Source organism: Cognatilysobacter terrigena (assembly GCF_004361065.1).
Taxonomy (GTDB): Bacteria; Pseudomonadota; Gammaproteobacteria; order Xanthomonadales; family Xanthomonadaceae; genus Cognatilysobacter; species Cognatilysobacter terrigena.
This window is the reverse complement of the sequence record NZ_SELT01000020.1, coordinates 20,398-43,606: the sequence shown is the minus strand read 5'-3', so window position 1 is coordinate 43,606 and position 23,209 is coordinate 20,398. Positions and strand designations below refer to the sequence as shown.

The 23,209-nt window shown below is 67.8% G+C and carries 18 protein-coding genes, 1 other RNA gene and 1 pseudogene; 19 read left to right on the top strand and 1 reads right to left on the bottom strand.

The window, feature by feature from the left end; all coding sequences use genetic code 11:
* Positions 1–37: 37 nt before the first annotated feature.
* The 17 genes and pseudogenes from rsmI to lpxC all read left to right on the top strand — a co-directional run bounded on the left by rsmI (position 38) and on the right by lpxC (position 18,718).
* Positions 38–865 (top strand): 16S rRNA (cytidine(1402)-2'-O)-methyltransferase, encoded by an 828-nt coding sequence (gene rsmI / locus EVS83_RS11760; protein ID WP_133501234.1) that lies wholly within the window; start codon positions 38–40, stop codon positions 863–865.
* A gap of 56 nt (positions 866–921) precedes the next feature.
* Positions 922–1,274, top strand: an RNA gene (rnpB, locus tag EVS83_RS11755) — RNase P RNA component class A.
* Between the two features lie 354 nt (positions 1,275–1,628).
* On the top strand, positions 1,629–2,075 hold the full coding sequence (gene mraZ / locus EVS83_RS11750) for a division/cell wall cluster transcriptional repressor MraZ (RefSeq protein WP_133501233.1): 447 nt from the start codon (positions 1,629–1,631) through the stop codon (positions 2,073–2,075).
* A gap of 11 nt (positions 2,076–2,086) precedes the next feature.
* Positions 2,087–3,025 (top strand): 16S rRNA (cytosine(1402)-N(4))-methyltransferase RsmH, encoded by a 939-nt coding sequence (rsmH, locus tag EVS83_RS11745; protein ID WP_133501253.1) that lies wholly within the window; start codon positions 2,087–2,089, stop codon positions 3,023–3,025.
* Positions 3,025–3,288, top strand: coding sequence for a cell division protein FtsL (gene ftsL / locus EVS83_RS11740; protein ID WP_115647957.1), 264 nt, complete (start codon positions 3,025–3,027; stop codon positions 3,286–3,288). Before rsmH ends, ftsL begins: the two co-directional genes overlap by 1 nt.
* A 110-nt stretch (positions 3,289–3,398) precedes the next feature.
* Positions 3,399–5,186 carry a peptidoglycan D,D-transpeptidase FtsI family protein gene (locus EVS83_RS11735; RefSeq protein WP_246022919.1) on the top strand — a complete coding sequence of 596 codons (1,788 nt, stop codon included), beginning with the start codon at positions 3,399–3,401 and terminating at the stop codon, positions 5,184–5,186.
* On the top strand, positions 5,183–6,652 hold the full coding sequence (locus tag EVS83_RS11730; protein ID WP_133501231.1) for a UDP-N-acetylmuramoyl-L-alanyl-D-glutamate--2,6-diaminopimelate ligase: 1,470 nt from the start codon (positions 5,183–5,185) through the stop codon (positions 6,650–6,652). The genes EVS83_RS11735 and EVS83_RS11730 overlap by 4 nt, the downstream gene beginning before the upstream one ends.
* The gene (locus tag EVS83_RS11725; protein WP_133501230.1) at positions 6,649–8,025 is read left to right on the top strand and encodes a UDP-N-acetylmuramoyl-tripeptide--D-alanyl-D-alanine ligase; all 1,377 of its coding nucleotides are present in this window, start codon (positions 6,649–6,651) and stop codon (positions 8,023–8,025) included. Before EVS83_RS11730 ends, EVS83_RS11725 begins: the two co-directional genes overlap by 4 nt.
* Complete coding sequence (mraY, locus tag EVS83_RS11720) at positions 8,015–9,109, top strand: phospho-N-acetylmuramoyl-pentapeptide-transferase (protein WP_133501229.1); 1,095 nt, start codon at positions 8,015–8,017, stop codon at positions 9,107–9,109. Before EVS83_RS11725 ends, mraY begins: the two co-directional genes overlap by 11 nt.
* Positions 9,109–10,425, top strand: coding sequence for a putative lipid II flippase FtsW (ftsW, locus tag EVS83_RS11715; protein ID WP_133501228.1), 1,317 nt, complete (start codon positions 9,109–9,111; stop codon positions 10,423–10,425). The genes mraY and ftsW overlap by 1 nt, the downstream gene beginning before the upstream one ends.
* Positions 10,422–11,528, top strand: a complete 1,107-nt coding sequence (murG, locus tag EVS83_RS11710; RefSeq protein WP_246022910.1) for an undecaprenyldiphospho-muramoylpentapeptide beta-N-acetylglucosaminyltransferase — start codon at positions 10,422–10,424, stop codon at positions 11,526–11,528. Before ftsW ends, murG begins: the two co-directional genes overlap by 4 nt.
* A complete protein-coding gene (gene murC / locus EVS83_RS11705; RefSeq protein WP_133501227.1) occupies positions 11,525–12,964 on the top strand; it encodes a UDP-N-acetylmuramate--L-alanine ligase in 1,440 nt (479 codons plus the stop codon). The genes murG and murC overlap by 4 nt, the downstream gene beginning before the upstream one ends.
* Positions 12,961–13,941, top strand: coding sequence for a D-alanine--D-alanine ligase (locus tag EVS83_RS11700; RefSeq protein WP_133501226.1), 981 nt, complete (start codon positions 12,961–12,963; stop codon positions 13,939–13,941). The genes murC and EVS83_RS11700 overlap by 4 nt, the downstream gene beginning before the upstream one ends.
* Complete coding sequence (locus EVS83_RS11695) at positions 13,938–14,810, top strand: cell division protein FtsQ/DivIB (RefSeq protein ID WP_133501225.1); 873 nt, start codon at positions 13,938–13,940, stop codon at positions 14,808–14,810. The genes EVS83_RS11700 and EVS83_RS11695 overlap by 4 nt, the downstream gene beginning before the upstream one ends.
* Positions 14,807–16,045 (top strand): cell division protein FtsA, encoded by a 1,239-nt coding sequence (gene ftsA, locus EVS83_RS11690; protein ID WP_133501224.1) that lies wholly within the window; start codon positions 14,807–14,809, stop codon positions 16,043–16,045. Before EVS83_RS11695 ends, ftsA begins: the two co-directional genes overlap by 4 nt.
* Before the next feature lie 167 nt (positions 16,046–16,212).
* Positions 16,213–17,259, top strand: a pseudogene (ftsZ, locus tag EVS83_RS11685) (cell division protein FtsZ); the annotation flags it as partial.
* A 535-nt stretch (positions 17,260–17,794) separates the two neighbouring features.
* On the top strand, positions 17,795–18,718 hold the full coding sequence (gene lpxC / locus EVS83_RS11680; protein WP_133501222.1) for a UDP-3-O-acyl-N-acetylglucosamine deacetylase: 924 nt from the start codon (positions 17,795–17,797) through the stop codon (positions 18,716–18,718).
* A 257-nt stretch (positions 18,719–18,975) separates the two neighbouring features.
* Here the strand turns inward: lpxC and EVS83_RS11675 are convergent, their stop codons facing one another.
* Positions 18,976–19,422, bottom strand: coding sequence for a DciA family protein (locus tag EVS83_RS11675; protein WP_246022906.1), 447 nt, complete (start codon positions 19,420–19,422; stop codon positions 18,976–18,978).
* Positions 19,423–19,510: 88 nt separating this feature from the next.
* Here EVS83_RS11675 and EVS83_RS11670 point away from each other — a divergent pair, with 88 nt between their 5' ends.
* Both EVS83_RS11670 and secA read left to right on the top strand, forming a co-directional pair.
* The gene (locus EVS83_RS11670) at positions 19,511–20,308 is read left to right on the top strand and encodes a peptidoglycan DD-metalloendopeptidase family protein (protein ID WP_425456102.1); all 798 of its coding nucleotides are present in this window, start codon (positions 19,511–19,513) and stop codon (positions 20,306–20,308) included.
* 138 nt (positions 20,309–20,446) lie between these two features.
* Positions 20,447–23,176, top strand: coding sequence for a preprotein translocase subunit SecA (secA, locus tag EVS83_RS11665; RefSeq protein WP_133501220.1), 2,730 nt, complete (start codon positions 20,447–20,449; stop codon positions 23,174–23,176).
* Positions 23,177–23,209: the final 33 nt, after the last annotated feature.

Genomic DNA, 23,209 nt, shown 5'->3' with positions numbered 1-23,209 from the left:
GGGTACGATTCTACCCGCGCCCCTGTGCAGGACCACGATGCAGACCCCCGGCACGCTCCACGTCGTCGCCACCCCGATCGGCAACCTCGGCGACTTCGGTGCCCGCGCGCAGGAGGTGCTCCGTTCGGTCGACGCCATCTGCGCCGAGGACACGCGCCATACGCGCCAGTTGCTGGCGCATTTCGGCATCGAGAAGGCGCTCGTCGCGCTGCACCAGCACAACGAGGACGCGCAGGTCGCGCAGCTCGTCGGACGGCTGCGCGAGGGGCAGTCGCTGGCGCTGGTCAGCGATGCGGGTACGCCGCTGGTGAGCGATCCCGGCTTCCGGCTGGTTCGCGGCGCGCGCGAGGCCGGCATCCGCGTGTCGCCGGTTCCGGGTGCCTGCGCGGCCATCGCGGCACTGAGCGTGGCCGGGATCGCGTCGGATCGCTTCGCGTTCGAAGGCTTCCTGCCGGCGAAGGGGGGGGCGCGGCGCGAGCGGCTGACGGCGCTCCTCGGCGAACCGCGCACGCTGATCTTCTACGAGGCCTCGCATCGCATCGAGGAAACCTTGGCCGACTTCGCGGCCGTGTTCGGCGGTCGCCGTGCCGTGCTCGCCCGCGAACTCACCAAGCTGTTCGAGACGGTTCTGGACGGGGATCTCGCCTCGCTGCACGCGGCCGTCGCCACCGATCCGAACCAGCGCAAGGGCGAGTTCGTGCTGGTCGTCGAAGGTGCCCCGGAGGATACGGACGCGACGTTGGCGGAAGGCCGTCGCGTCTACGCCAAGCTCTGCGAGCACCTGAAGCCGTCGCAGGCCGCCAAGATCGCCGCCGAACTCACCGGCGCGCCCCGGAAAGCGCTCTACGGCGGCGAAATCGCCTGAAGGCCGCTCGCGGGTTCAGGCCGAACGGGTGGCGCACCGCTACACTGCGCCGCGGCGGAGCCGGCCAGACAGTCGCGTCATCTTCGGATGCCGAGGAAAGTCCGGGCTCCACAGGGTACGGTGCCAGGTAACGCCTGGGCGGCGCGAGCCGACGGAAAGTGCAACAGAGAGCAGACCGCCGAACGGCGTCGAAAGGCGCGCGTGGTAAGGGTGAAACGGTGCGGTAAGAGCGCACCGCGAGTCCGGCAACGGACCGGCACGGCAAACCCCACCGGGAGCAAGACCAAATAGGGAGGCGATGCCGCGACCCGCGGTGCCTCCGGGTAGGTTGCTTGAGCGCAGGCGGTGACGCCTCGCCGAGAGGAATGACTGTCCACGACAGAACCCGGCTTACCGGCCGGCTCCGCCGCTTTCCTTTCCCGTCAACCACTTGCGGCAAGCAGCCGTAGCCCCGCGTGCCGACGAGTGGTGGCCCGCGTGAAGCCGGCTGTAGGGCCTGTGGACATTCGGTGACGATTCGCGTCCAAGTGCCTGTTGTCTCAACATTTGAGACAAAACAGCAGCTTGTGGATAAAGCTTGAACAAGTCTCTCAAGTTCGCCGCAAGTCGTTGACTTCACTTACAAAAATGACTGCGCCGGATTGTTGACAACCCCCAAAGTGGGGCATAAGGTGGGTCCCCGTGGGAAAACCGGGTATTCCGTGGTTTTCCCGTAGCCATCAAGCCCGCGTGAAGACGGGCAAGACCGGAAGGGGACAGGTCCGTGTTTCAGGGCGAATCCGCCATCACCATCGATGACAAAGGCCGGATGGCGGTTCCCACCGCGTACCGGGACGTCATCGCGCGTGAGTGCGGCGGCCGCCTGGTGATCACGTACAACCCGTTCGAGTCCGGCTCGCTCTATCTCTATCCGCAGCCGGTCTGGGAGCGCGTGCGCGACCAGGTCAATGCGCTGCCGAAGACCAAGCGGACCAGCCGCATCTTCCAGCTGAAGCTGGTCGGTGCCGCGACCTTCGTCGAGCCCGACGCCAACGGCCGCATCAGCGTGCCGGCGAGCCACCGCGCCGCGGTCGGCATCGAGAAGCGCGCCGTGCTGCTGGGCATGGGCGACAAGTTCGAGCTGTGGAGCGAGCAGGCCCACCACGCGCAGATCCGCCAGACGATCTCTGACGACGATCTGAGCGACGGGCTGCTCGATCTGGCGCTGTGACGGCGGGTGGCATGGAGCGCGGGGCGCTCGCAGGCCACCTCCCGGTGATGTACGCGCAGGTCCTGGACGGTCTGCGTGTCGTTGGGGATGGAACGTATCTGGACGGCACGTTCGGTCGCGGCGGGCATGCCCGCGGCGTACTGGAACAACTGGGCCCGGAAGGTCGCCTGCTCGTGATGGACAAGGATCCCGACGCGATTGCCGTCGCCGAACGCGAGTTCGGTGGCGATCCGCGCGTGTCCATCTTCCGCGGCAGCTTCGCGCAGCTCGCGCAGTGGGAGGCCACGGCCGCCGGCCTCGACGGCGTGCTGTTCGACCTCGGCGTCTCGTCGCCCCAGCTCGACGTCGCCGAGCGCGGCTTCTCGTTCGGCAAGGACGGCCCGCTCGACATGCGCATGGACCCCGAGTCCGGCATCAGCGCGGCGGAGTGGGTCAACACCGCGTCGGAAAAAGAGATCGCCGACGTGCTCTACACGTTCGGCGAAGAGCGCCAGAGCCGACGCATCGCTCGCGCGATCGTCGCGCGCCGTGCGCAGGCACCGTTCGCGCGTACTGCCGAACTCGCGGAGCTCATCGCATCGGTGATTCCGCGCGGCGATCAGAAGATTCACCCGGCAACGCGTTCGTTCCAGGCGATCCGCATTTTCATCAACCGCGAGCTCGGCGATCTCGAAGATGGCCTCGACGCCGCGATGGCGCGCCTGAAGCCCGGTGGTCGCCTCGCGGTGATCAGCTTCCATTCGCTGGAAGACCGCATCGTCAAGCAGTTCATCGCGAAGCACGCGAAGGCGCCGGCCGGCAATCGCCGCATGCCGGTCGAAGTCGCATTCACGCCGGTACTGCGCGACGTCAGCGGCGCGATCAAGGCGGACGACGCGGAACTCGCGGTGAATCCGCGCGCGCGCAGCGCGGTGTTGCGTGTCGCCGAAAAATTGAAGGAGGTCGCATGATCCTGCGCGTCCTCCTCGCCGTCCTCGTCGTCGCCAACGTGGTCACCGCGCTCGCGATCGTCGAAACGCGCCAGCGTCATCGCCAGCTGTTCGTGCAGGTGTCCAAGCTCGAGCGCGCGCGCGACGAACTCAACATCGAATTCGGCCGCCTGCAGCTCGAACAAGCGACGTGGGCCGAGTCCAATCGCATCGACCAGGTCGCACGCGACCGGCTCGGCATGAAGTTTCCCGAAGGCAACGACATCGTGGTGATCCGCCCATGAGCATTCCGGGTGATCGCCGCCATCGCAACGAGCACACGCGCCGCGCCGAGTTCGCGCGTCGCCTGCGTGCACTCGTCGGCGGCGCCGGCGGTGCACGCGGCCGTTCTCGCATGGACGTGCGCATGCGCCTGCTGTGCATCGTCGCGGCGATGGGCCTGTGCTCGTTTGCGCTGGTCGCGCGCGCGTTCTACATCCAGGTGCTCGACCGCGACTTCTACGTCGCGCAGGGCGAAGCACGTTCGCTGCGCGAGATTCCGATCCCCACCTCGCGCGGCATGATCACCGACCGCAACGGCGAGCCGCTCGCGGTATCGACGCCGGTCGAGTCGGTGTGGGGCAATCCGCAGGAACTGCTGAAGAATCCGGACCGCCTGCCGCAGCTCGCGAATGCGATCGGCGTACCGCTCGACGTGCTGCAGCGCAAGCTCAGCCAGAAAGCCGGCAAGGAATTCCTCTACCTCAAGCGCCGGATCAATCCGGACGAGGCGAAACATATCGTCGCACTCGGCATTCCCGGGGTGGCCAGCCAGCGCGAATACCGTCGCTTCTACCCGCAGGGTGAGGCGATGGCGCACGTGCTCGGCTTCACGAACGTCGACGACGAAGGCCAGGAAGGTCTGGAGCTCGCGTTCGACGAATGGCTGCGCGGCAAGCCCGGCGCGAAGCGCGTACTCCGCGACGGCCACGGGCGCATCATCGAGAACGTCGACCTGGTGCGCGCAGCCGAGCCGGGCCGCGACCTTACGTTGACCATCGACCGTCGCATGCAGTTCCTCGCCTATCGCGAACTGCGAAAGGCGCTGATGGAACACGGCGCGTCGAGCGGCTCGATCGTCACGCTCGACGTCACCACCGGCGAAGTGCTGGCAATGGCGAACCTGCCGACGTTCAATCCGAACGCCGTCTCGACGTCCGATCGCGATGCGCATCGCAACCGCGCGATCACCGACGTCTTCGAGCCCGGCTCGACGATGAAGCCGATCACGATCGCGGCGGCGCTGACGGCGGGCGTGGTGACGCCGACGACGCCGATTGACCTGTCGCCCGGCTGGATGAAGCTCGGCAAGTACACGATCCGCGACCACAGCAACTACGGTCTGCAGACGGTCACCGGCGTCATCACCAAAAGCTCCAACATCGGCGCGTCGAAGATCTCGGCGAAGCTGCAGGATCGCTACTTCTACGATTTCATCCGTCGCTTCGGTTACGGCAGCAAGCCGGGCAGCGGCTTCCCGGGTGAAGTGTCGGGCGTGCTCGCGCCGCCGTCGCGCTGGAACGGCCTGCAGAAGGCGACGATCTCGTACGGCTACGGCCTCTCGGCGACGCCGCTGCAGATCGCCGTCGCGTACGCGGCGATCGCGAACCACGGCGTGCTCACCACGCCGACCTTCGTCAAGGGCGAACACGGCCAGACGCGGCAGGTGCTCGATCCGAAGGTCGCGCACGAAGTCATCAAGATGATGCAGACGGTGACGGAGCCGGGCGGCACCGCGACGCAGGGCGCGATCCTCGGTTACCACGTCGCCGGCAAGACCGGCACCGCGCGCAAGTTCAACGGTCGCGGTGGCTACTCGCAGCGCTATCTCTCGTACTTCGCCGGCATCGTGCCGGTCGACAACCCGCGTTTCGCGACGGTCGTCGTGGTCAACGATCCCGATCCGAGCAAGGGCTATTTCGGCGGCCTCGTTTCCGCGCCGGTGTTCAAGTCGGTGATGGAGGGTTCGCTGCGCCTGATGGACGTGCCGCCGGACGACATCGAGACCTGGCTCGCCGCGCAGGACAAGTTGTCGAACCCGAACCGCGTCGCCGCGGCCGCCACTGCGCCGCCGATGCCTGCGCCGGTCGCATCGGATGACGACGTCGACATTCCCCTCGAAGTCGCACCGGTGACGCCATGACGCGCACGATGCGACTTGCCGAGCTGCTTCCCGACGTCGACGGCATCCCCGTCGACTTGGTCGTTTCCGGGCTCGTGCAGGACAGCCGCGAAATCACGACCGGCGATGCGTTCGTCGCGATCGGCGGATTCGGCGCGCACGGCCTCGGTTTCGTCGACGCGGCGAAGGCGCGCGGCGCGTCCGCCGTGCTGTTCGAGCCGCCGGCGCCCGCTGAACATCCCGCACCGGCCGATGCGATCGCGGTGCCGGGTTTGCGTGCGCGCCTCGGCGAAATGGCGCATCGCTTCCACGGTCGCGCGACCGAAGCGATGACGGTGGTCGGCGTCACCGGCACCAATGGCAAGACGTCGACCGTGCAGTTGATTGCACAGGCGTGGACGCTGCGCGGCACGACGGCCGGCACGATCGGGACGCTCGGCGCCGGCCTGTACGGACGCACGGAACCGACCGGTTTCACCACGCCGCTCGTGCTCAAGCTGCATCAGCTCATCGGTGGCCTGCGCGATGAAGGCGCCGATGCGCTGGCGATGGAGGTCAGCTCGCACGCGCTCGATCAGGGCCGCGTCGACGGCGTGCGCTTCGACATCGCGGTCTTCACCAATCTCACGCGTGATCATCTCGACTACCACGGCACCATGGCCGCCTATGGCGCCGCGAAGGCGCGTCTGTTCGGTTGGCCCGGCCTGCAGTCGGCGGTGGTGAACCTCGACGACGAGTACGGTTGCCAGCTGTTCGAGGCGCTGCCGTCGAACGTGCGTGCCATCGGCGTCAGTTCGCGCGGCGCGGCCGACGCGGTGCTGCGCGCGCACGACGTTGCGCTCGATGCCAGCGGCCTTGTGTTCGAACTCGTCGGCCCGGAAGCCAGCGCGACCGTGCGCTCGCCGCTGCTCGGCCGCTTCAATGTCGACAACCTGCTCGCGGTCGCCGGCGTGCTGCATGCGCTCGGTTCGGACCTCGCGGACATCGCCGCCACGCTGTCGCGCCTGCAGCCGATCCACGGCCGCATGAACCGCCTCGGGGCCGCCGGGCAACCGCTCGTCGTCGTCGACTACGCGCACACGCCGGATGCCCTGGAACAGGCGCTCTCGACACTCCGCGCGCACACGCGCGGTCGTCTCATCTGCGTATTCGGATGCGGTGGCGAACGCGACACCGGCAAGCGTCCGCAGATGGGCGGCATCGCCGAAAAGCTCGCCGATATCGCGATCGTCACCGACGATAACCCGCGCGGCGAAGACGGTGACGCGATCGTCGCCGGCATCCTCGAAGGTTTCGCGAATCGCGAGCGCGCCATCGTGCTGCGCGATCGCCGCATTGCGATCCGTCGCGCCATCGACGATGCGAATGCCGACGACGTCGTGCTGATCGCGGGCAAGGGCCACGAGCCTTACCAGGAGGTCGCGGGCGTGAAGCATCCGTTCGACGACACCGAAGTCGCGCGCGAAGCGCTGGAGGTGCACGCATGAGGCCGCTGCGTCTGTCCGATATCGCCGCGATGACCGCCGGCCGTGTCGTCGGCGAGGACATCGTCGTCGACCGCCTGCTCACCGACACGCGCGGGCTCAGCAGCGTCGAGCCGCAGGTGTGCGCGTCGAGCCTGTTCGTCGCGCTCAAGGGCGCGAACTTCGACGGCCACGATCATGTGTCCGCCGCGGCAGATGCGGGCATCGGTGCCGCGCTGGTGTCGCGTATCACCGGCGACCTGCCGCAGGTGCTGGTGGGCGACACGCAACTCGCGCTCGCGGATCTCGCGCGCGGCGTGCAGGCGTCGCGTTCGACGAAGGTCGTCGCGATCACCGGAAGCAACGGCAAGACCAGCGTGAAGACGCTCACGCTCGCCATCCTCGAGCAGGCCGGCCGCACGTATGGCAATCCCGGCAACCGCAACAACGAGATCGGCCTGCCGCTCGCGGTGATCGACGCGCCGGAAGACGCGGAGTTCGCCGTCTACGAGATGGGTGCGGGGCAACCGGGCGACATCGCGTATCTGACGGCGATCGCGCGCCCCGACGTGTCCATCGTCAACAACATCGCGCCGGCGCATCTCGAGCGCATGGGTTCGCTGCTCGGCGTCGCCGACACCAAGGCCGCGATCTACGACGCGCTGCCCACGGACGGCGTTGCGGTGATCAATGCCGACGACAGCTTCGCGCCGTATTTCGCCGAGCGTGCGGCGGGTCGTCGTCATATCCGTTTCGGCCTCGAGACCAGCGCCGACGTCACCGCACGCGACATCGCGCTCAGCGAAAACGGTTCGAGCTTCACGATCGTCACGCCGCAGGGCGAGGCGTCGATCGAGCTCGCGATGCCGGGCCGCCACAACGTGCGCAATGCATTGGCGGCCGCGTCGCTCGCGATCGGCGCCGGCGTTCCGTTGTCGACGATCGCGTCGGGCCTGTCCACCGCGCGTCCCGTCGCAGGCCGCCTCGTCACGCATCGTCTGCGCAGCGGTGCGACGCTGATCGACGACAGCTACAACGCGAACCCCGGTTCGCTCGCCGCCGCGATCGACACCCTGGCCGCGATGCCGGGTGTGTCGTGGCTGGTGCTCGGCGACATGCGCGAACTCGGCGACGACGCGGTCGCGCTGCATGCGCAGGCCGGAACGCGCGCACGTGAAGCCGGCCTCGCGCGGCTCTATGCGCTCGGCCCGCTCAGCGCCGCCGCGGTCGACGCCTTCGGCCCGAACGCGCGCCATTTCGCCACTCACGAATCGCTCGCCGAGGCGCTGCGCGCGGATCTGTCCGCCGACGTGCGCGTGCTCATCAAGGGCTCCCGCGGCAGTGCGATGGATCGAATCGTCGCCGCGCTCCTCAACGGACATCCGCATGCTGCTTGAACTCACCCGCTGGCTCGAACAGCTGCAGAGCCACTTCGGCCTGTTCGGCTATCTCACGTTCCGCGGCATCCTCAGCGCGCTGACGTCGCTGTTCCTCTCGCTCTGGTGGGGACCGGCGGTCATTCGTCGCCTCGGCCAGCTGAAGGCGGGCGGCCAGCCGATCCGCAAGGACGGCCCGCAGTCGCACTTCTCGAAGGCGGGCACGCCGACGATGGGCGGCGCACTGATCCTGCTCACCGTGCTCGCGTCGGTGCTGCTCTGGGGCGACCTGCGCAACCGCTACGTGTGGCTGGTGCTCGCGGTGATGATCGCGTTCGGCGCGATCGGCTGGTGGGACGACTGGATCAAGATCGTCAAGCGCGATCCGAACGGAATGCGCTCGCGCACCAAGTATTTCCTGCAGTCGGTGTTCGGCCTCGGCGCCGGCCTGTTCCTCTACTACTACGCGAACCCCGGCGTGGCGGCGGCGACGACGTTCTACATCCCGCTGTTCAAGCAGGTCGCGCTGCCGCTGGTGAGCGTGTCGTTCGTGTTCATCGCGTATCTGTGGATCGTCGGCTTCTCGAACGCGGTGAACCTCACCGACGGCCTCGACGGCCTCGCGATCATGCCGACCGTGCTGGTCGCCTGCGCGCTCGGCGTATTCGCGTATGCCTCGGGCAACGCGGTGTTCTCGACCTACCTGCAGATCCCGCAGATTCCGGGCGCGGGTGAGCTCATCGTCATCTGTGCGGCGATCGCGGGCGCCGGCCTCGGTTTCCTGTGGTTCAACACTTATCCCGCGATGGTGTTCATGGGCGACATCGGCGCGCTCGCGCTCGGCGCCGTGCTCGGCACGATCGCGGTGATCGTCCGCCAGGAACTCGTGCTGGTGATCATGGGCGGCATCTTCGTCATCGAGACGCTGTCGGTGATGATCCAGGTCGCCAGCTTCAAGCTCACCGGCAAGCGCGTCTTCAAGATGGCGCCGATCCACCATCACTTCGAGCTCAAGGGCTGGCCCGAGCCGCGCGTGATCGTGCGCTTCTGGATCATCTCCGTGGTGCTCGTCCTCATCGGCCTCGCGACGTTGAAGGTGCGCTGATGGACATGTCCTCCCGCCAGGCCACGCGACTCGACGCCATCACCGGTCGCTTCGATCCGTGGCTGCTCGGCCTGATCGGCGCGCTGCTGTGCCTCGGCGTGGTGATGGTGGGTTCGAGCTCGGTCGCGCAGGCGACGAGCCCGACGTATTACCTGACGCGCCACCTCGTGTTCCTGTTCGCAGGTTCCGTCGCCGCGATGGCGATGATGCGCATCGAACTCAAGACGATCGAGCGCTACGCGCAGTGGATGCCGATCGTCGGCCTCGCGCTGCTGCTGGTGGTCGCCGTGCCGGGTCTCGGCGTGACGGTGAAGGGCGCGCGTCGGTGGATCAATCTCGGCTTCACCAACTTCCAGCCCGTGGAAGCGGTGAAGCTGATGATGGTGGTGTGGCTCGCGGCCTACCTCAAGCGCTTCAGCGAAGAGGTGAGCGCATCGTGGCGCGCGATCATCAAGGTGATCGGCGTGGCCTGCGCGTTCGCGGGCGTGCTGCTCGCCGTGCAGAAGGACTTCGGTTCGTCTGCGCTCATCCTCGCGATGACCGCCGGCATGCTGGTGCTCGGCGGCGCGAACCTGCCGCGCCTGGTCGGCCCGCTGTTCGCGCTGCTGCCCGCGCTCGGCGCGATGATCCTGCTTGAGCCGTACCGCGTGCGACGCCTGACGTCGTTCACCGACCCGTTCGCCGATCCGTTCGGCGACGGCTACCAGCTCGCGAATGCGCTGATGGCGGTGGGCCGCGGCGAATGGTTCGGTGCGGGCCTCGGCGCGTCGGTGCACAAGCTGTCGTACCTGCCCGAAGCGCATACCGACTTCATCATGGCGGTGATCGCCGAGGAACTCGGCTTCGTTGGCGTCTGCCTCGTGATCGCGCTGTACGCGGGCCTCGTCGCGCGCGCGCTGTGGGTCGGCCTGCAGTGCGTCGAAATGCGCCGACACTTCGCGGGCTACTGCGCGTTCGGCATCGCGCTGTGGATCGGCATCCAGAGCACGGTGTCGATCGGCGTGAACCTCGGCCTGCTGCCGACCAAGGGCCTCACGCTGCCGCTGATCTCCTACGGCGGTTCGTCGTTCGCCATGACGCTGGGTGCGATGGGCCTGCTGCTGCGCATCTCCTACGAACTGGAACGCGCCCGTCGCCAGGTGGCGCTGCGTCGTGACGCTTTCGGCGCACCAGCGCCCGCAGCCCATTCGGATGCGCCCGTCGCGCGTCCGATGTCGGCAGCGCCGATGTCGCCTGCGCCGATCGGCCGCAACGACACGCGCGGCACCAACCGCCTGCGTCCGCGCGTCGAACCCGTGTTCGGACGCAGCGCATGACTGACGTTCGCGCCAACGCGAATGCAGAGATGGGCGTGATGATCCTCGCCGGCGGCACGGGCGGGCACATCTTCCCGGGCCTTGCCGTTGCGCACGAGCTGCGCCGCCGCGGCGTTGCCGTGGGCTGGCTCGGCAGCGAAGGCGGGATGGAAACGCGGCTGGTGCCGCAGCACGGCATCGACGTCGACACGATCGCGATCCGCGGAGTGCGCGGCAATGGCGCAGCGACGCTGCTCGCCGCGCCGTTCAAGCTGATGTCCGCGGTGTCGGCTGCGCGCTCGATCCTGTCGCGTCGTCGCCCGAAGGCGGTGATCAGCTTCGGTGGTTTTGCGGCGGGCCCAGGTGGACTCGCTGCGCGTCTCGCCGGTGTTCCGCTGTTCGTGCACGAACAGAACCGCGCGCCGGGCATGACCAATCGCGTGCTGTCGAAGATGGCGCGTCGCGTGCTGACGGGATTCCCGGGCAGCTTCGCGAAGGAAGAGGTCGTCGGCAATCCGGTGCGTACCGAGATCGCCGAAGTGGCGCCGCCGTCGACGCGCTTCGAATACCGCGACGGCCCGCTGCGCCTGTTGGTGCTCGGCGGCAGTCAGGGCGCGGCGGCACTGAATCGTGCGGTGCCGACGGCGATCGCTGCGCAGCGCGATCGCACCCGCTGGCAGGTCCGTCACCAGTGCGGCGAACGCATGCTCGATGCGGCGATCGCGTCGTATCGAGACGCCGGCGTCGATGCCAGCGTGGAACCTTTCATCGCGGACATGGCCGCCGCGTACGCATGGGCCGACCTCGTGGTCTGCCGCGCCGGTGCGCTGACGCTCGCCGAAGTCTGCGCGGTCGGTGTCGCCAGCGTGCTCGTGCCGTTCCCGCAGGCGGTCGACGACCACCAGACCAAGAACGCGCAGTTCCTCGTCGAGCGTGGCGCCGCGCGCCTGCTCCCGCAGGACGAACACCTCGCGGCGAAGCTCGCCGACACCCTGGAATCCTTCGCCTCGCGCGCCGAGCTGCGGCCGATGGCCGACGCCGCACGCGCGCTGGCCCGGCCCGACGCCGCATCGCGCGTCGCCGACCTCGTCATGGAACAGATCGCCATGGATCGCGCCGCATGATCGCAACGCATCGCCACCGCCTTCTCGACGACGCCGCCCAGGGTGGCGCGCGCGTGCATTTCGTCGGTATCGGCGGCGTCGGCATGAGCGGCATCGCCGAGGTGATGTGCACGCTGGGCTATCAGGTGTCGGGTTCCGACAACGCGGACAATGCAGTCACGCGTCGCCTCGCCCGCCTCGGCATCACCGTGCATCGCGGCCATGACGCGACGAACGTCGAGGGCGTCGAATGCCTCGTCGTGTCGAGCGCGATCAAGGCCGACAACCCGGAACTGATGGCGGCGCGCGAGAAGCGCATCCCGATCGTGCCGCGCGCCGAGATGCTCGCCGAGCTGATGCGCTTCAAGCGCGGCATCGCGATCGCCGGCACGCACGGCAAGACGACCACGACATCGCTTACGGCGAGCGTGCTGGGCGAGGGCGGCATCGATCCGACGTTCGTGATCGGCGGCCAGCTGCTCGCGGCCGGCGCGAACGCGAAGCTCGGCGGCGGCGACTGGCTGGTCGCGGAGGCCGACGAATCCGACGGCAGCTTCCTGCGCCTCAACCCGCAGATCGCCGTCGTCACCAATATCGATGCCGACCACCTCGAGAACTACGGCGGCGACTTCGCCAAGGTGCAGGCGGCATTTGATGAATTCCTGCATCGCCTGCCGTTTTACGGCCTCGCGGTGCTGTGCATCGACGACCCGGAAGTCGCGCGCCTCGCAAAGAACGCAACGCGCCACGTGCTCACCTACGGCTTCTCCGATGAGGCCGACGTGCGCGCCGAGAACGTGACGCAGCAGGGCGCGCGCATGCGTTTCACGCTGTGCATGCCCGACGGCACGCGCTGCGAGACCACGCTCGCGCTGCCGGGTCGCCACAACGTGCAGAACGCGCTCGCGGCCGCCGCAGTGGGTTGGCAGCTCGGCGTGGAGCAGGTGGCGATCTGTCGCGCGCTGGAGAACTTCGCGGGCATCGGTCGCCGCTTCAACCTGCTCGCGCAGGTGCCCGTTACCGGCGGCGGCACGGTCACGCTGGTCGACGACTACGGCCACCACCCGAAAGAACTCGAAGCGGTGTTCAAGGCCGCGCGCGGCGGCTGGGGCGAGAAGCGCCTCGTCGTCGCATTCCAACCGCACCGCTACAGCCGCACGCGCGACCTGTTCGACGATTTCGCGCAGGTGCTGTCGGAAGTCGACGTGCTGGTGCTGACCGAGGTGTACCCCGCCGGCGAAGCGCCGATCGCGGGCGCCGACGCGAAGTCGCTGGCGCGCGCCATCCGCGCGCGTGGACGCACCGAACCTGTCGTCGTGTCGCGCGCTGCGGATCTCGCGCGCGTGCTGCCCGACGTTCTCAAGTCCGATGACCTGCTGCTCATGATGGGCGCGGGCGACATCGGCCACGCCGCGCAACACATCGCGGCCCACGGTTTCGAAGGAGCCGATTCGTGAGCATCGCCATCGTCCCGTCGCGCGTCACCGATCCGGCCGTTTTCGGCCGCGTCGCCGTGCTCATGGGCGGCACCAGTTCCGAGCGCGAAGTCTCGCTCGACTCCGGTCGCAACGTGCTGGAGGCGCTGCAGTCGAAGGGCGTGAATGCATTCGGCGTCGACGGCATTCCGGCGCTGGTCGATGCGATCCGCGACGGCCGCGTCGACCGCGTGTTCAACATCCTCCACGGCAACAAGGGCGGTGGCGAAGACGGCGTTCTGCAGGGCCTGCTCGAGGCGCTGCGCATTCCGTACACCGGTTCGGGCGTGCTCGGCTCCGCGCTGTCGATGGACAAGATCCGCACCAAGCAGGTGTGGTTGAGCGTCGGCCTGCCGACGCCGCGCTACATCCGCCTGAAGAAGGGCGACGACGTGCATGCCGCGGGCCGCAGCCTCGGCCTGCCGGTGATCGTCAAGCCGTCGTGCGAAGGCTCGAGCGTCGGCGTGTCGCGCGTGCATGACGACGCGGGCCTCGACGAAGCCGTCGAACTCGCCGCACGCTATCCGGGCGAGATGCTGATGGAACAGCTCGTCGTCGGCGACGAACTCACCGTCGCGGTGATCGCGAACGGCGACGACTTCGTCGCGCTGCCGTCGATCCGCATCGTCCCGAAGGGCGAGTGGTACGACTACAACGCCAAGTACATCGCCGAGGACACGCAGTACCTGTGTCCGGGTCTGGAAGGCGAGGACGAGGCGGAGATCCGCCGCATCGCCGTCGAAGCGTTCAAGGCCGCGGGCTGCGAAGGCTGGGGGCGCGTCGATGTGATGCGCGATCGCCGCGCCGGCCAGTTCTTCCTGCTCGAAGTGAACACCGCGCCGGGCATGACCAGTCACTCGCTTGTGCCCAAGGCCGCGCGCCAGGTCGGCATCGAATTCGCCGATCTGTGCTGGCGCGTGCTCGAGTCGAGCCTCGCGCGCTGGGGTGCCTCGGCGTGAATCCGATGCTCCGTCTCGCCGGCTGGCTGATCGCGGTAGCGCTCGTTGCGCTGCCGGTGGTCGCCGTGCTGCGCGGATGGATCGGCGCCGAGCGCTGGCCGCTCACGCATCTGCGTGCGACGGGCCGTTTCGAACATGTCGACCCGAAGCTCGTGCAGGCGGCGTTGCTTCCGTACGCGAAGCACGGTTATTTCGCCGTCGACCTGCAGGGCGCGCAGGCGGCGGTCGCCAAGCTGCCGTGGGTCGACCAGGCACAGGTGCGGAAGCGCTGGCCCGACGTGCTGGAAGTGTCGATCACCGAGCATCGCCCGTTCGCGCGCTGGGGCAAGGATCGCCTGCTGTCCGACCGCGGCGCGCTGTTCGATGCGCGCGGCGCGCAGGTGCCGGCTGGTCTTCCGAATTTCGACGGCCCGGATGCGCGCACGCGCGACGTGGTCGAGCTCTACCAGCAGGCGCGCACGCTGTTCGCGCCGATCGGCATGCAGGTCGACACCGTCGTGCTCGATCCGCGCGGCAGCTGGACGCTCACGCTGCTCGATCGGGCACACGGCGGCATTCCCACGCAGGTGATTGTCGGTCGTGCGGAAGCGCGTGCGCGCATCGGCCGTTTCGTGCGCCTGATGCCGCAGCTGCTGGTGAATCCCGAGCGCCACATCGAGCGTGCCGACCTTCGCTACACCAATGGTTTCGCGCTCGTGTGGAGCACGCCGTCGGCGCCTGCACCCGCGAAGCCCACGGCCGCCGCCGCCGAGCTGCCGATCACTCCGTGGACCGCCGCGATCGACACGATCAAGCGCGCCCTATCCGCAACGCCGGCGCCGCGCGCTGCGTTCGTCTTCCCCCGATTCCCCACTTCGTCTCTCACATGAACCGCAAGGGCGACAAATCACTGATCGTCGGCCTCGACATCGGCACCTCCAAGGTGACGGCGTTGGTCGGCGAATATCTGCCCGGCCAGCCGATCGAAGTGATCGGACTCGGCTCGCACGAATCGCGCGGCATGCGCCGCGGCGTCGTCGTCGACATCGATTCGACGGTGCAGTCCATCCAGCGCGCGATCGAGGAAGCCGAGCTGATGGCCGGCTGCGAGATCCGCTCGGTCTACGCCTCGATCTCCGGCAGCCACATCCAGTGCCGGAACTCGCAGGGCATCGCGCCGATCCGCGACAACAACGAGGTCACGTACGCCGACCTCGATCGCGTGCTCGAAGCGGCGAAGGCCGTCGCGATCCCGGCGGACCAGAAGATCCTGCACGCTATCCCGCGCGACTACGTGCTCGACGACTCGCAGGAAGGCATCCGCAACCCGGTCGGCATGACCGGCGTGCGCCTCGAGGTGCATGCCCACCTGGTGATCTGCGCGCAGTCGGCGGCCGCCAACATCAGCAAGTGCGTGCAGAAGTGCGGCCTCGCAGTGGACGACCTGATCCTGTCGGTGCTCGCCTCGTCGCAGGCGGTGCTGACGCCGGACGAGCGCGAGCTCGGCGTGGTCTGCGTCGACATCGGCGCGGGCACGACCGACATCGCGGTGTTCGTGCAGGGTGCGATCGCGCACAGCGCGAGCCTGCCGATCGCCGGCGACAAGGTCACCGAGGACATCGCGCACATGCTGCGCACGCCGACGCCGGAAGCCGAGCAGATCAAGGTCCGCTACGCGTGCGCGCTGGCGCAGATGGCGACTGCGGAAGAGTCGATCCAGGTGCCGAGCGTGGGCGACCGCCCGCCGCGTCGCATGCCGCGCGCATCGCTCGCGCAGGCGGTGCAGGCGCGTTACGAGGAAATCTTCGAGATGGTGCAGGCCGAGCTGCGCCGCTCTGGCTTCGAGCAGCACGTCCGCGCCGGCATGGTGCTGACGGGTGGCGCGTCGAAGATGGAAGGCGTCGTGGAACTCGCGGAAGAGATGCTGCAGATGCCGGTGCGCGTGGGCATTCCGCAGCACGTCACGGGGTTGGGCGAAGTCGTCGGCAATCCGGTGCACGCCAGCGGCGTGGGCCTGCTGCTCATGGGCAGCCAGATCGAGAACCCGCGTCGGCCGATGCTGCCGACCGGTCGTGCAGGCGGCTTCCTGAGTCGATTGAAGAACTGGTATCGCGGCGAGTTCTGAGGGCAGAGCGCGTCGTCGTCGTGCGTGGGCGGTGACAACGAAGAAAAGTCGAAGAAATTTTCGTAGCGACAACACAAAGCGTTTCGTACATCAGCAACAATAGACATCAAATAAAGCGGGCATCGGGGACGTAACGAATGCCTGCACCAACAACGAGGACAACGGACATGCAATTCGAACTGGTCGAGAAGATGGCGCCGAATGCCGTCATCAAGGTGGTGGGCGTGGGCGGTGGCGGCGGCAACGCCGTGGCCCACATGGTCAACAGCAGCGTTGACGGCGTGGAGTTCATCACCGCCAACACCGACTCGCAGGCGATCAAGAACTGCGGCGCGAAGCTGCAGCTGCAGCTCGGCGGCAACGTCACCAAGGGCCTCGGCGCAGGCGCGAATCCGGAAGTCGGCCGCCAGGCCGCGCTGGAAGATCGCGACCGCATCATGGACGCGCTGCAGGGCGCCGACATGGTGTTCATCACCGCCGGCATGGGCGGCGGCACCGGCACCGGCGCCGCGCCGGTCGTCGCGCAGCTCGCGAAGGAGATGGGCATCCTGACCGTCGCCGTCGTGACCAAGCCGTTCCCGTTCGAAGGCCGCCGCCGCATGCAGGTCGCGCTCAAGGGCATCGAGGAGCTGTCGCACCACTGCGACTCGCTGATCACGATTCCGAACGAGAAGCTGATCACCGTGCTCGGTCGCAACGCGACGATGATCCAGGCGTTCCGCGCCGCGAACGACGTGCTGCTCGGCGCCGTGCAGGGCATCGCCGATCTCATCGTCCGTCCGGGCCTGATCAACGTCGACTTCGCCGACGTGCGCACCGTCATGAGCGAGATGGGTCTCGCGATGATGGGTACGGGCGCCGCGCGTGGCGACGATCGCGCGCAGGCTGCGGCCGAAGCGGCGATCCAGAACCCGCTGCTCGACGACGTCAACCTGTCGGGCGCGAACGGCATCCTCGTCAACATCACTGCCGGCCCAGACTTCACGATGGCCGAGTTCGACGAAGTCGGCCGCACGGTCGAGCAGTTCGCGTCGGAGGACGCGACGGTCGTCATCGGCACCGTGCTCGATCCGGACATGCAGGACGAAGTGCGCGTCACCGTCGTGGCGACGGGCCTCAACCGCAACGCCGCGCGCGCGAGCACGTTCGAGCCGCAGCGTCGTCCGCAGATGCAGGTCGTCGCGAGCAAGCGCGATGGCACCACGGGTCTGCCGATCGACGAAGTCGCGAACGCGTACTCGCCGAACGTCTCGAGCGGCGTGCCGAGCTTCACCAGCGGCCTGCGCACGCGCGTCGACGCAGCGCCGTCCGCACCGGCGTCGACCCCGGCGGTCGCGGATTTCGGTGGCGACAGCTACCTCGACATCCCGGCCTTCCTGCGTCGCCAGGCGGACTGACGCACCGCGCGAGCGGGCCGCGATGGCGGGCCCTCTCGCGATTAGTCGTCATGCCGATGCGTGCATCGCATCGGCTGCAGCACACGTCGCACGCGCGACGTCGACTACTTCGGCCGCCTGTCCGTCGGCCGTCGATTGGGGTGGGATGCCGTCGTGGCATCCCACCGTTTTGCGTCTTCGGTGACCGGCCGTCGGCGCATCAGTGCCCCAACCGGTCCGCATGACTTTCCGTTCACGGCGGGTCCCGCTTATAAGCCGTCGGTGAAACAGCCCGTGCCGGGTTTTCCGTTCAGGTTCAGCGGACCCCGTGTTAACTTTTCCGACCGGCTAATACCAGGCTCGACCACGACCCATGCTGCGTCAGCGCACCCTGAAGAACACCATCCGCGCGACCGGCGTCGGTCTGCATAGCGGCGAAAAGGTGTTCATGACGCTGCGCCCGGCACCGGTCGACACCGGCATCGTCTTCCGTCGCACCGACCTCGATCCGGTCGTCGACGTTCCGGGACGTGCCGACCTCGTCACCGAGACGATCCTCTGCACCGGCCTGAGCTGCGGCCCGGCGAAGATCCAGACCGTCGAACATCTGCTGTCCGCGCTCGCCGGCCTCGGCATCGACAACTGCTACATCGAGCTGTCCGCGGCCGAAGTGCCGATCATGGACGGCTCTGCAGGCCCGTTCGTGTTCCTTCTGCAATCGGCGGGCATCGCCGAGCAGGAGAAGCCGAAGCGCTTCATCCGCGTGACACGCGAGGTCGAGGTGCGTGAGGGCGACAAGTTCGCGCGCTTCACGCCGCATGACGGCTTCCGCATCGGCTTCACCGTGCAGTTCGACCACCCGGCCATCCCGGCGTCGCAGTCGCGCGCGGTCGTCGATTTCTCGACCGAGGCCTACATCCGCGAAGTGAGCCGTGCACGCACGTTCGGTTTCATGCGCGACCTCGAGTACATGCGCGAGCGCAACCTCGGCCTCGGCGGCTCGATGGACAACGCGATCGTGCTCGACGAGTTCCGCGTGCTGAACGACGACGGCCTGCGTTACGCCGACGAATTCGTGCGTCACAAGATCCTCGATGCCGTCGGCGACCTGTATCTCGCCGGTCACCCGATCATCGGTGCCTATGAGGGCTACAAGTCGGGCCACGCCCTCAACAACAAGCTGGTGCGGGCGTTGCTGGCGGAGCAGGGCGCGTGGGAGGAGGTGACCTTCACCGACTCCGAGCCGACGCCCGTGGTCTTCGGCTCGGCCGGCCTGCCGGCGCTCGGGACGATCTGATCGGCCTCGGCCTTTCCAATCAACGACTTGCATTGCGCGGCGCGGCCCTCGGGTTCGCGCCGCGGTCGTTTCGGGGCAGGCATCACGACCGTTCGTCGTCACCCGGGTGAATTTCCGGTGACGAATAACCCGGTCTTAACGAAACCGTCGCCTCGCTTACCGGGCTGTTAACACCCCCGCCTCCGGGGCTGCGTACGATGCGCCACTTCGCCGTCCGGATACCGTGCCGTACGGGAGGGGCATCACGCGTACGGGACCTATTCGGCGTCCCTCAGCGATGCCAACGCCGCCTGCAGCGCCTTCTGCGTTTCGGCGGACATGGGACGAGGTGCCCTGACCGGTCGGTCGGTGGACGTCCCCGGCGATGTCCTGATCACGACGTCGTCCGCAGCAAGCCCGATGGATCGGGCCGCATGAAGGAGTTCCGGGATGGCCAGCCGCAGCTTGGCCTGCCAGACCGGAGCGTCGACGACAAACACGAGTCTGCCGCGATCGAAGTTCGCGAGCCGCGCGTGCGCGGCCAGTCCTTCCGGCAGGCATGGGCGTAATCGACCGTCCAGGTCATCGAGCCACAGGGCTCGACGCACGGGGTCGCCGCCCGGTCCATCCAGCAACGCATCGAGCGGTGCACGGACGGGACCGGTGGCCTTCTTCCGGGATCTGGGCGTGGAATCTGACATCGGACCTATGAGCGTTTCGGCCATCGTAAATCCCCGCGATCTCATCAGCGACGCGCTTGCCGTCCTCGGCGAGCGTGCAGCCCGGCGCCCGGCGCTGGCGCTCTCGATCTTCATGGCCGGCGGCCTCGCGCTGCTGGTCGCCGGCGGCGTCGCCGGCTCGGCCATCTCCGGCCAGCACTACCAGCAGCAGCTGGCGCAGGCGCGCCTTGCGCCGGGGCAGGCGCAGCGCGAGGTCAATGCACTGGCGGCGCGCGTCGGCGAGCTGCAGGCGCAGGCCAACCGCCTGAACGCGCTCGGCGAACGCCTCACCCGCATGGGCGGCCTCAAGGACGGCGAATTCGACTTCGACCGCCCGGTCGGCGTCGGCGGCGCGGGCCCGGTCCACGACATGCCGAAGGCCGAGCTGGGCCAGAGCCTCGACCTGCTGTCGCGACAGCTGCGCAGCTCGGGTGACCAGCTGACCGTGCTGGACACGCTGCTGACCGATCGCAAGCTCACGTTGGCCGCCGTGCCCTCGCGCGCGCCGGTGCTCGACAGCTACGTCACCTCCGGCTTCGGCGATCGTGCCGATCCGATCGCTGGCGGCGGCGAATTCCACAAGGGCATCGACTTCTCGGCGAACACCGGCGACCCCGTGCTCGCGGTCGCCGATGGCGTGGTCAGCTTCGTCGGCGAGCGCTCGGGCTACGGCAACGTCGTCGAGATCGACCACGGCAACGGCTATGTGACGCGCTACGCGCACAACTCGCGACTGGAGCGCCATCAGGGCGAACTCGTCCGTGCGGGCGATGAGATCGCGAAGGCGGGCTCGACCGGGCGGTCGACGGGCGCGCACGTGCATCTCGAAGTCTGGCAGGACGGTCGCGTGGTGAATCCGCGCCCGTTCCTTCAGGGCGCGCTGCGCGGCTGACCCGCTGCCGGCCGGCTTGTAAACGCCGTCCGCCGCCTCCAGCTACAATCCGCGATGCCGTAAAAGGGCGCCCAGCGCCCTTTTTTATTGGCGGCGACGCTCGAACGTCGCTGCAGCCCCTTTTTCAACCGGTCCGTCATGCTCAACAGCCTGCTCACCCGTGTCTTCGGCAGCCGCAACGAACGCCTCCTGCGTCAGCTGCAGCGCACCGTCGACAAGATCAACGCCCTCGAACCGCAGATGCAGAAGCTGAGCGACGAGGAGCTGAAGGCGAAGACGCCGGAGTTCCAGCAGCGCATCCAAACCGGCGAATCGCTCGACAAGCTGCTCCCCGAGGCGTTCGCGGTCTGCCGCGAGGCCTCGGTCCGCGTCATGGGCATGCGCCACTTCGACGTGCAGCTGATCGGCGGCATGGTGCTGCACCTGGGCAAGATCGCCGAGATGCGCACGGGCGAAGGCAAGACGCTGACCGCGACGCTGCCCGTCTACCTCAATGCGCTCGAAGGCAAGGGCGTGCACGTGGTGACGGTGAACGACTACCTTGCCCGTCGCGACGCCGCGACCATGGGCAAGCTGTACGGCTGGCTCGGCCTGACGACCAGCGTCGTGTATCCGGGCATGCCGTCGTCGGACAAGCATGCCGCTTACGCCGCCGACATCACCTACGCGACTAACAACGAGATCGGCTTCGACTACCTGCGCGACAACATGGCGCTGTCGAAGCAGGATCGCGTGCAGCGCGGCCTCAACTTCGCGATCGTCGACGAAGTCGACTCCATCCTGATCGACGAAGCGCGCACGCCGCTCATCATTTCGGGCCCGGCCGACGAATCGCCGGAGCTCTACATCAAGGTCAACCGCATCGTTCCGAGCTTCGTCCGCCAGGCGACGGAAGAGGGCGAGGGCGATTTCTGGGTCGACGAGAAGGGCAAGCAGGTGTTCCTGTCCGAAGCGGGTCAGGAGCACGCGGAACAGTTGCTTCGCCAGGCCGGGATCCTTGGCGAGGACGAGGATCTCTACGACCCGCGCCATCTCAGCGTCGTGCATCACCTCAACGCCGCGATGCGCGCACACGCGATCTACCAGCGCGACGTCGACTACATCGTGCGCGATGGCGAGGTGGTCATCGTCGACGAATTCACCGGCCGCACGCTGCCGGGCCGTCGCTGGTCCGACGGCCTGCACCAGGCGGTGGAAGCGAAGGAAGGCGTGCCGGTCCAGCGCGAGAACCAGACGCTCGCGTCGATCACCTTCCAGAACCTCTTCCGCATGTACGGCAAGCTGGCCGGCATGACCGGTACGGCGGATACGGAAGCCTACGAATTCCAGTCGATTTACGGCCTGGAAGTGGTCGTGATCCCGACCAACCGCGCGATGATCCGCAAGGACCATCCGGACGCGGTGTTCCTCAACCGCAACGGCAAGTACCGCGCGGTCATCAACGAGATCAAGGCCTGCTACGAGAAGAAGCAGCCGGTGCTGGTCGGCACCACGTCGATCGAAGTCTCCGAGATGCTGAGCAAGCAGCTCGAGGAGCTGCGCATTCCGCACGAGGTGCTCAACGCCAAGCAGCACGAGCGCGAAGCGCACATCGTCGCGCAGGCGGGCCGTCCGGGCGCGATCACGATCGCGACGAACATGGCCGGTCGCGGTACCGACATCGTGCTCGGCGGTTCGCTCGAATCCGAACTCGCCGCGCTCGAAGCGAACGGCGAAGTCGACGAAGTCACCAGGCAGCGCCTGAAGTCGGAATGGCAGGCGCGCCATGAGGCGGTCAAGGCCGCGGGCGGCCTGCACATCGTCGGTACCGAACGCCACGAGTCGCGTCGTATCGACAACCAGTTGCGCGGCCGTTCGGGCCGTCAGGGCGACCCGGGTTCGTCGCGCTTCTACCTGTCGCTCGAAGACAACCTGATGCGCATCTTCGCGGCCGACTGGGTGCAGCGCGTCATGGCGCGCATGGGCCTGAAGGAAGACGACATCATCGAGTCGCCGCTGGTCACCAAGCAGATCGCGAACGCACAGCGGAAGGTCGAGGCGCACAACTTCGACATCCGCAAGAACCTGCTCGAGTTCGACGACGTCAACAACGACCAGCGCAAGGTCATCTACGGCCAGCGCGACGAGCTGCTCGAAGCCGACGACATCGCCGAGAACATCGTCGCGATCCGCGGCGACGTGGTCGCCGAGACGGTCGAGAAGTTCGGTCCCCCGAACTCGATCGACGAGCAGTGGGACCTGCGCGGCCTGGAGGCGACCATCGCCGAGGACTTCGGCGTGCAGCTCGACCTCGACGCGCTGGTCAAGTCGTCGCCGGAACTCGACGCGCAGGGTATCCTGACGCACGTCGAAGACGCGGTGACCAAGCACTTCGACGATCGCGAGCAGACGTTGGGCAGCGAGACCGCCCGCATGCTCGAGAAGCACATCATGCTCAACGTGCTCGACCAGAACTGGAAGGAGCACCTCGCGCGCATGGATTACCTGCGCCAGGGCATCCACCTGCGCGGCTACGCGCAGAAGCAGCCGAAGCAGGAGTACAAGCGCGAAGCGTTCGAGCTGTTCTCCGAGATGCTGGAGAAGGTCAAGCGCGAAGTCGTAACGCTGCTCGCCCGCGTGCGCATCCGCACCGAGGAGGAGATCGCGCAGGAAGAAGCCGCCGCACGCGCGCAGCTTGAAGCGCAGGCGCGCCAGATGCAGTTCCAGCATGCCGACGTCGGCGGCTTCGGCGCCGACGAGGAAGCGGGCGACGTGCTCGCGGCGGGTGGCGCGGCGGCTGCGGCTGCAGGCGCGACAATCGGTCGCAACGACCCGTGTCCCTGCGGCAGCGGCAAGAAGTACAAGCACTGCCACGGCCAGCTCGCCTGACCGGACAACGCGCACGCGGTACCCCTCGCCGGC

Bases quoted from the DNA above. Each gene is read 5' to 3' on its own strand.
- rsmI (WP_133501234.1), top strand. From the start codon at position 38: ATGCAGACCCCCGGCACGCTCCACGTCGTCGCCACCCCGATCGGCAAC.
- rsmH (WP_133501253.1), top strand. From the start codon at position 2,087: ATGGAGCGCGGGGCGCTCGCAGGCCACCTCCCGGTGATGTACGCGCAG.
- EVS83_RS11735 (WP_246022919.1), top strand. From the start codon at position 3,399: ATGGACGTGCGCATGCGCCTGCTGTGCATCGTCGCGGCGATGGGCCTG.
- EVS83_RS11730 (WP_133501231.1), top strand. From the start codon at position 5,183: ATGACGCGCACGATGCGACTTGCCGAGCTGCTTCCCGACGTCGACGGC.
- EVS83_RS11725 (WP_133501230.1), top strand. From the start codon at position 6,649: ATGAGGCCGCTGCGTCTGTCCGATATCGCCGCGATGACCGCCGGCCGT.
- mraY (WP_133501229.1), top strand. From the start codon at position 8,015: ATGCTGCTTGAACTCACCCGCTGGCTCGAACAGCTGCAGAGCCACTTC.
- ftsW (WP_133501228.1), top strand. From the start codon at position 9,109: ATGGACATGTCCTCCCGCCAGGCCACGCGACTCGACGCCATCACCGGT.
- murG (WP_246022910.1), top strand. From the start codon at position 10,422: ATGACTGACGTTCGCGCCAACGCGAATGCAGAGATGGGCGTGATGATC.
- murC (WP_133501227.1), top strand. From the start codon at position 11,525: ATGATCGCAACGCATCGCCACCGCCTTCTCGACGACGCCGCCCAGGGT.
- ftsA (WP_133501224.1), top strand. From the start codon at position 14,807: ATGAACCGCAAGGGCGACAAATCACTGATCGTCGGCCTCGACATCGGC.
- lpxC (WP_133501222.1), top strand. From the start codon at position 17,795: ATGCTGCGTCAGCGCACCCTGAAGAACACCATCCGCGCGACCGGCGTC.
- EVS83_RS11675 (WP_246022906.1), bottom strand. From the start codon at position 19,422: ATGGCCGAAACGCTCATAGGTCCGATGTCAGATTCCACGCCCAGATCC.
- EVS83_RS11670 (WP_425456102.1), top strand. From the start codon at position 19,511: ATGGCCGGCGGCCTCGCGCTGCTGGTCGCCGGCGGCGTCGCCGGCTCG.
- secA (WP_133501220.1), top strand. From the start codon at position 20,447: ATGCTCAACAGCCTGCTCACCCGTGTCTTCGGCAGCCGCAACGAACGC.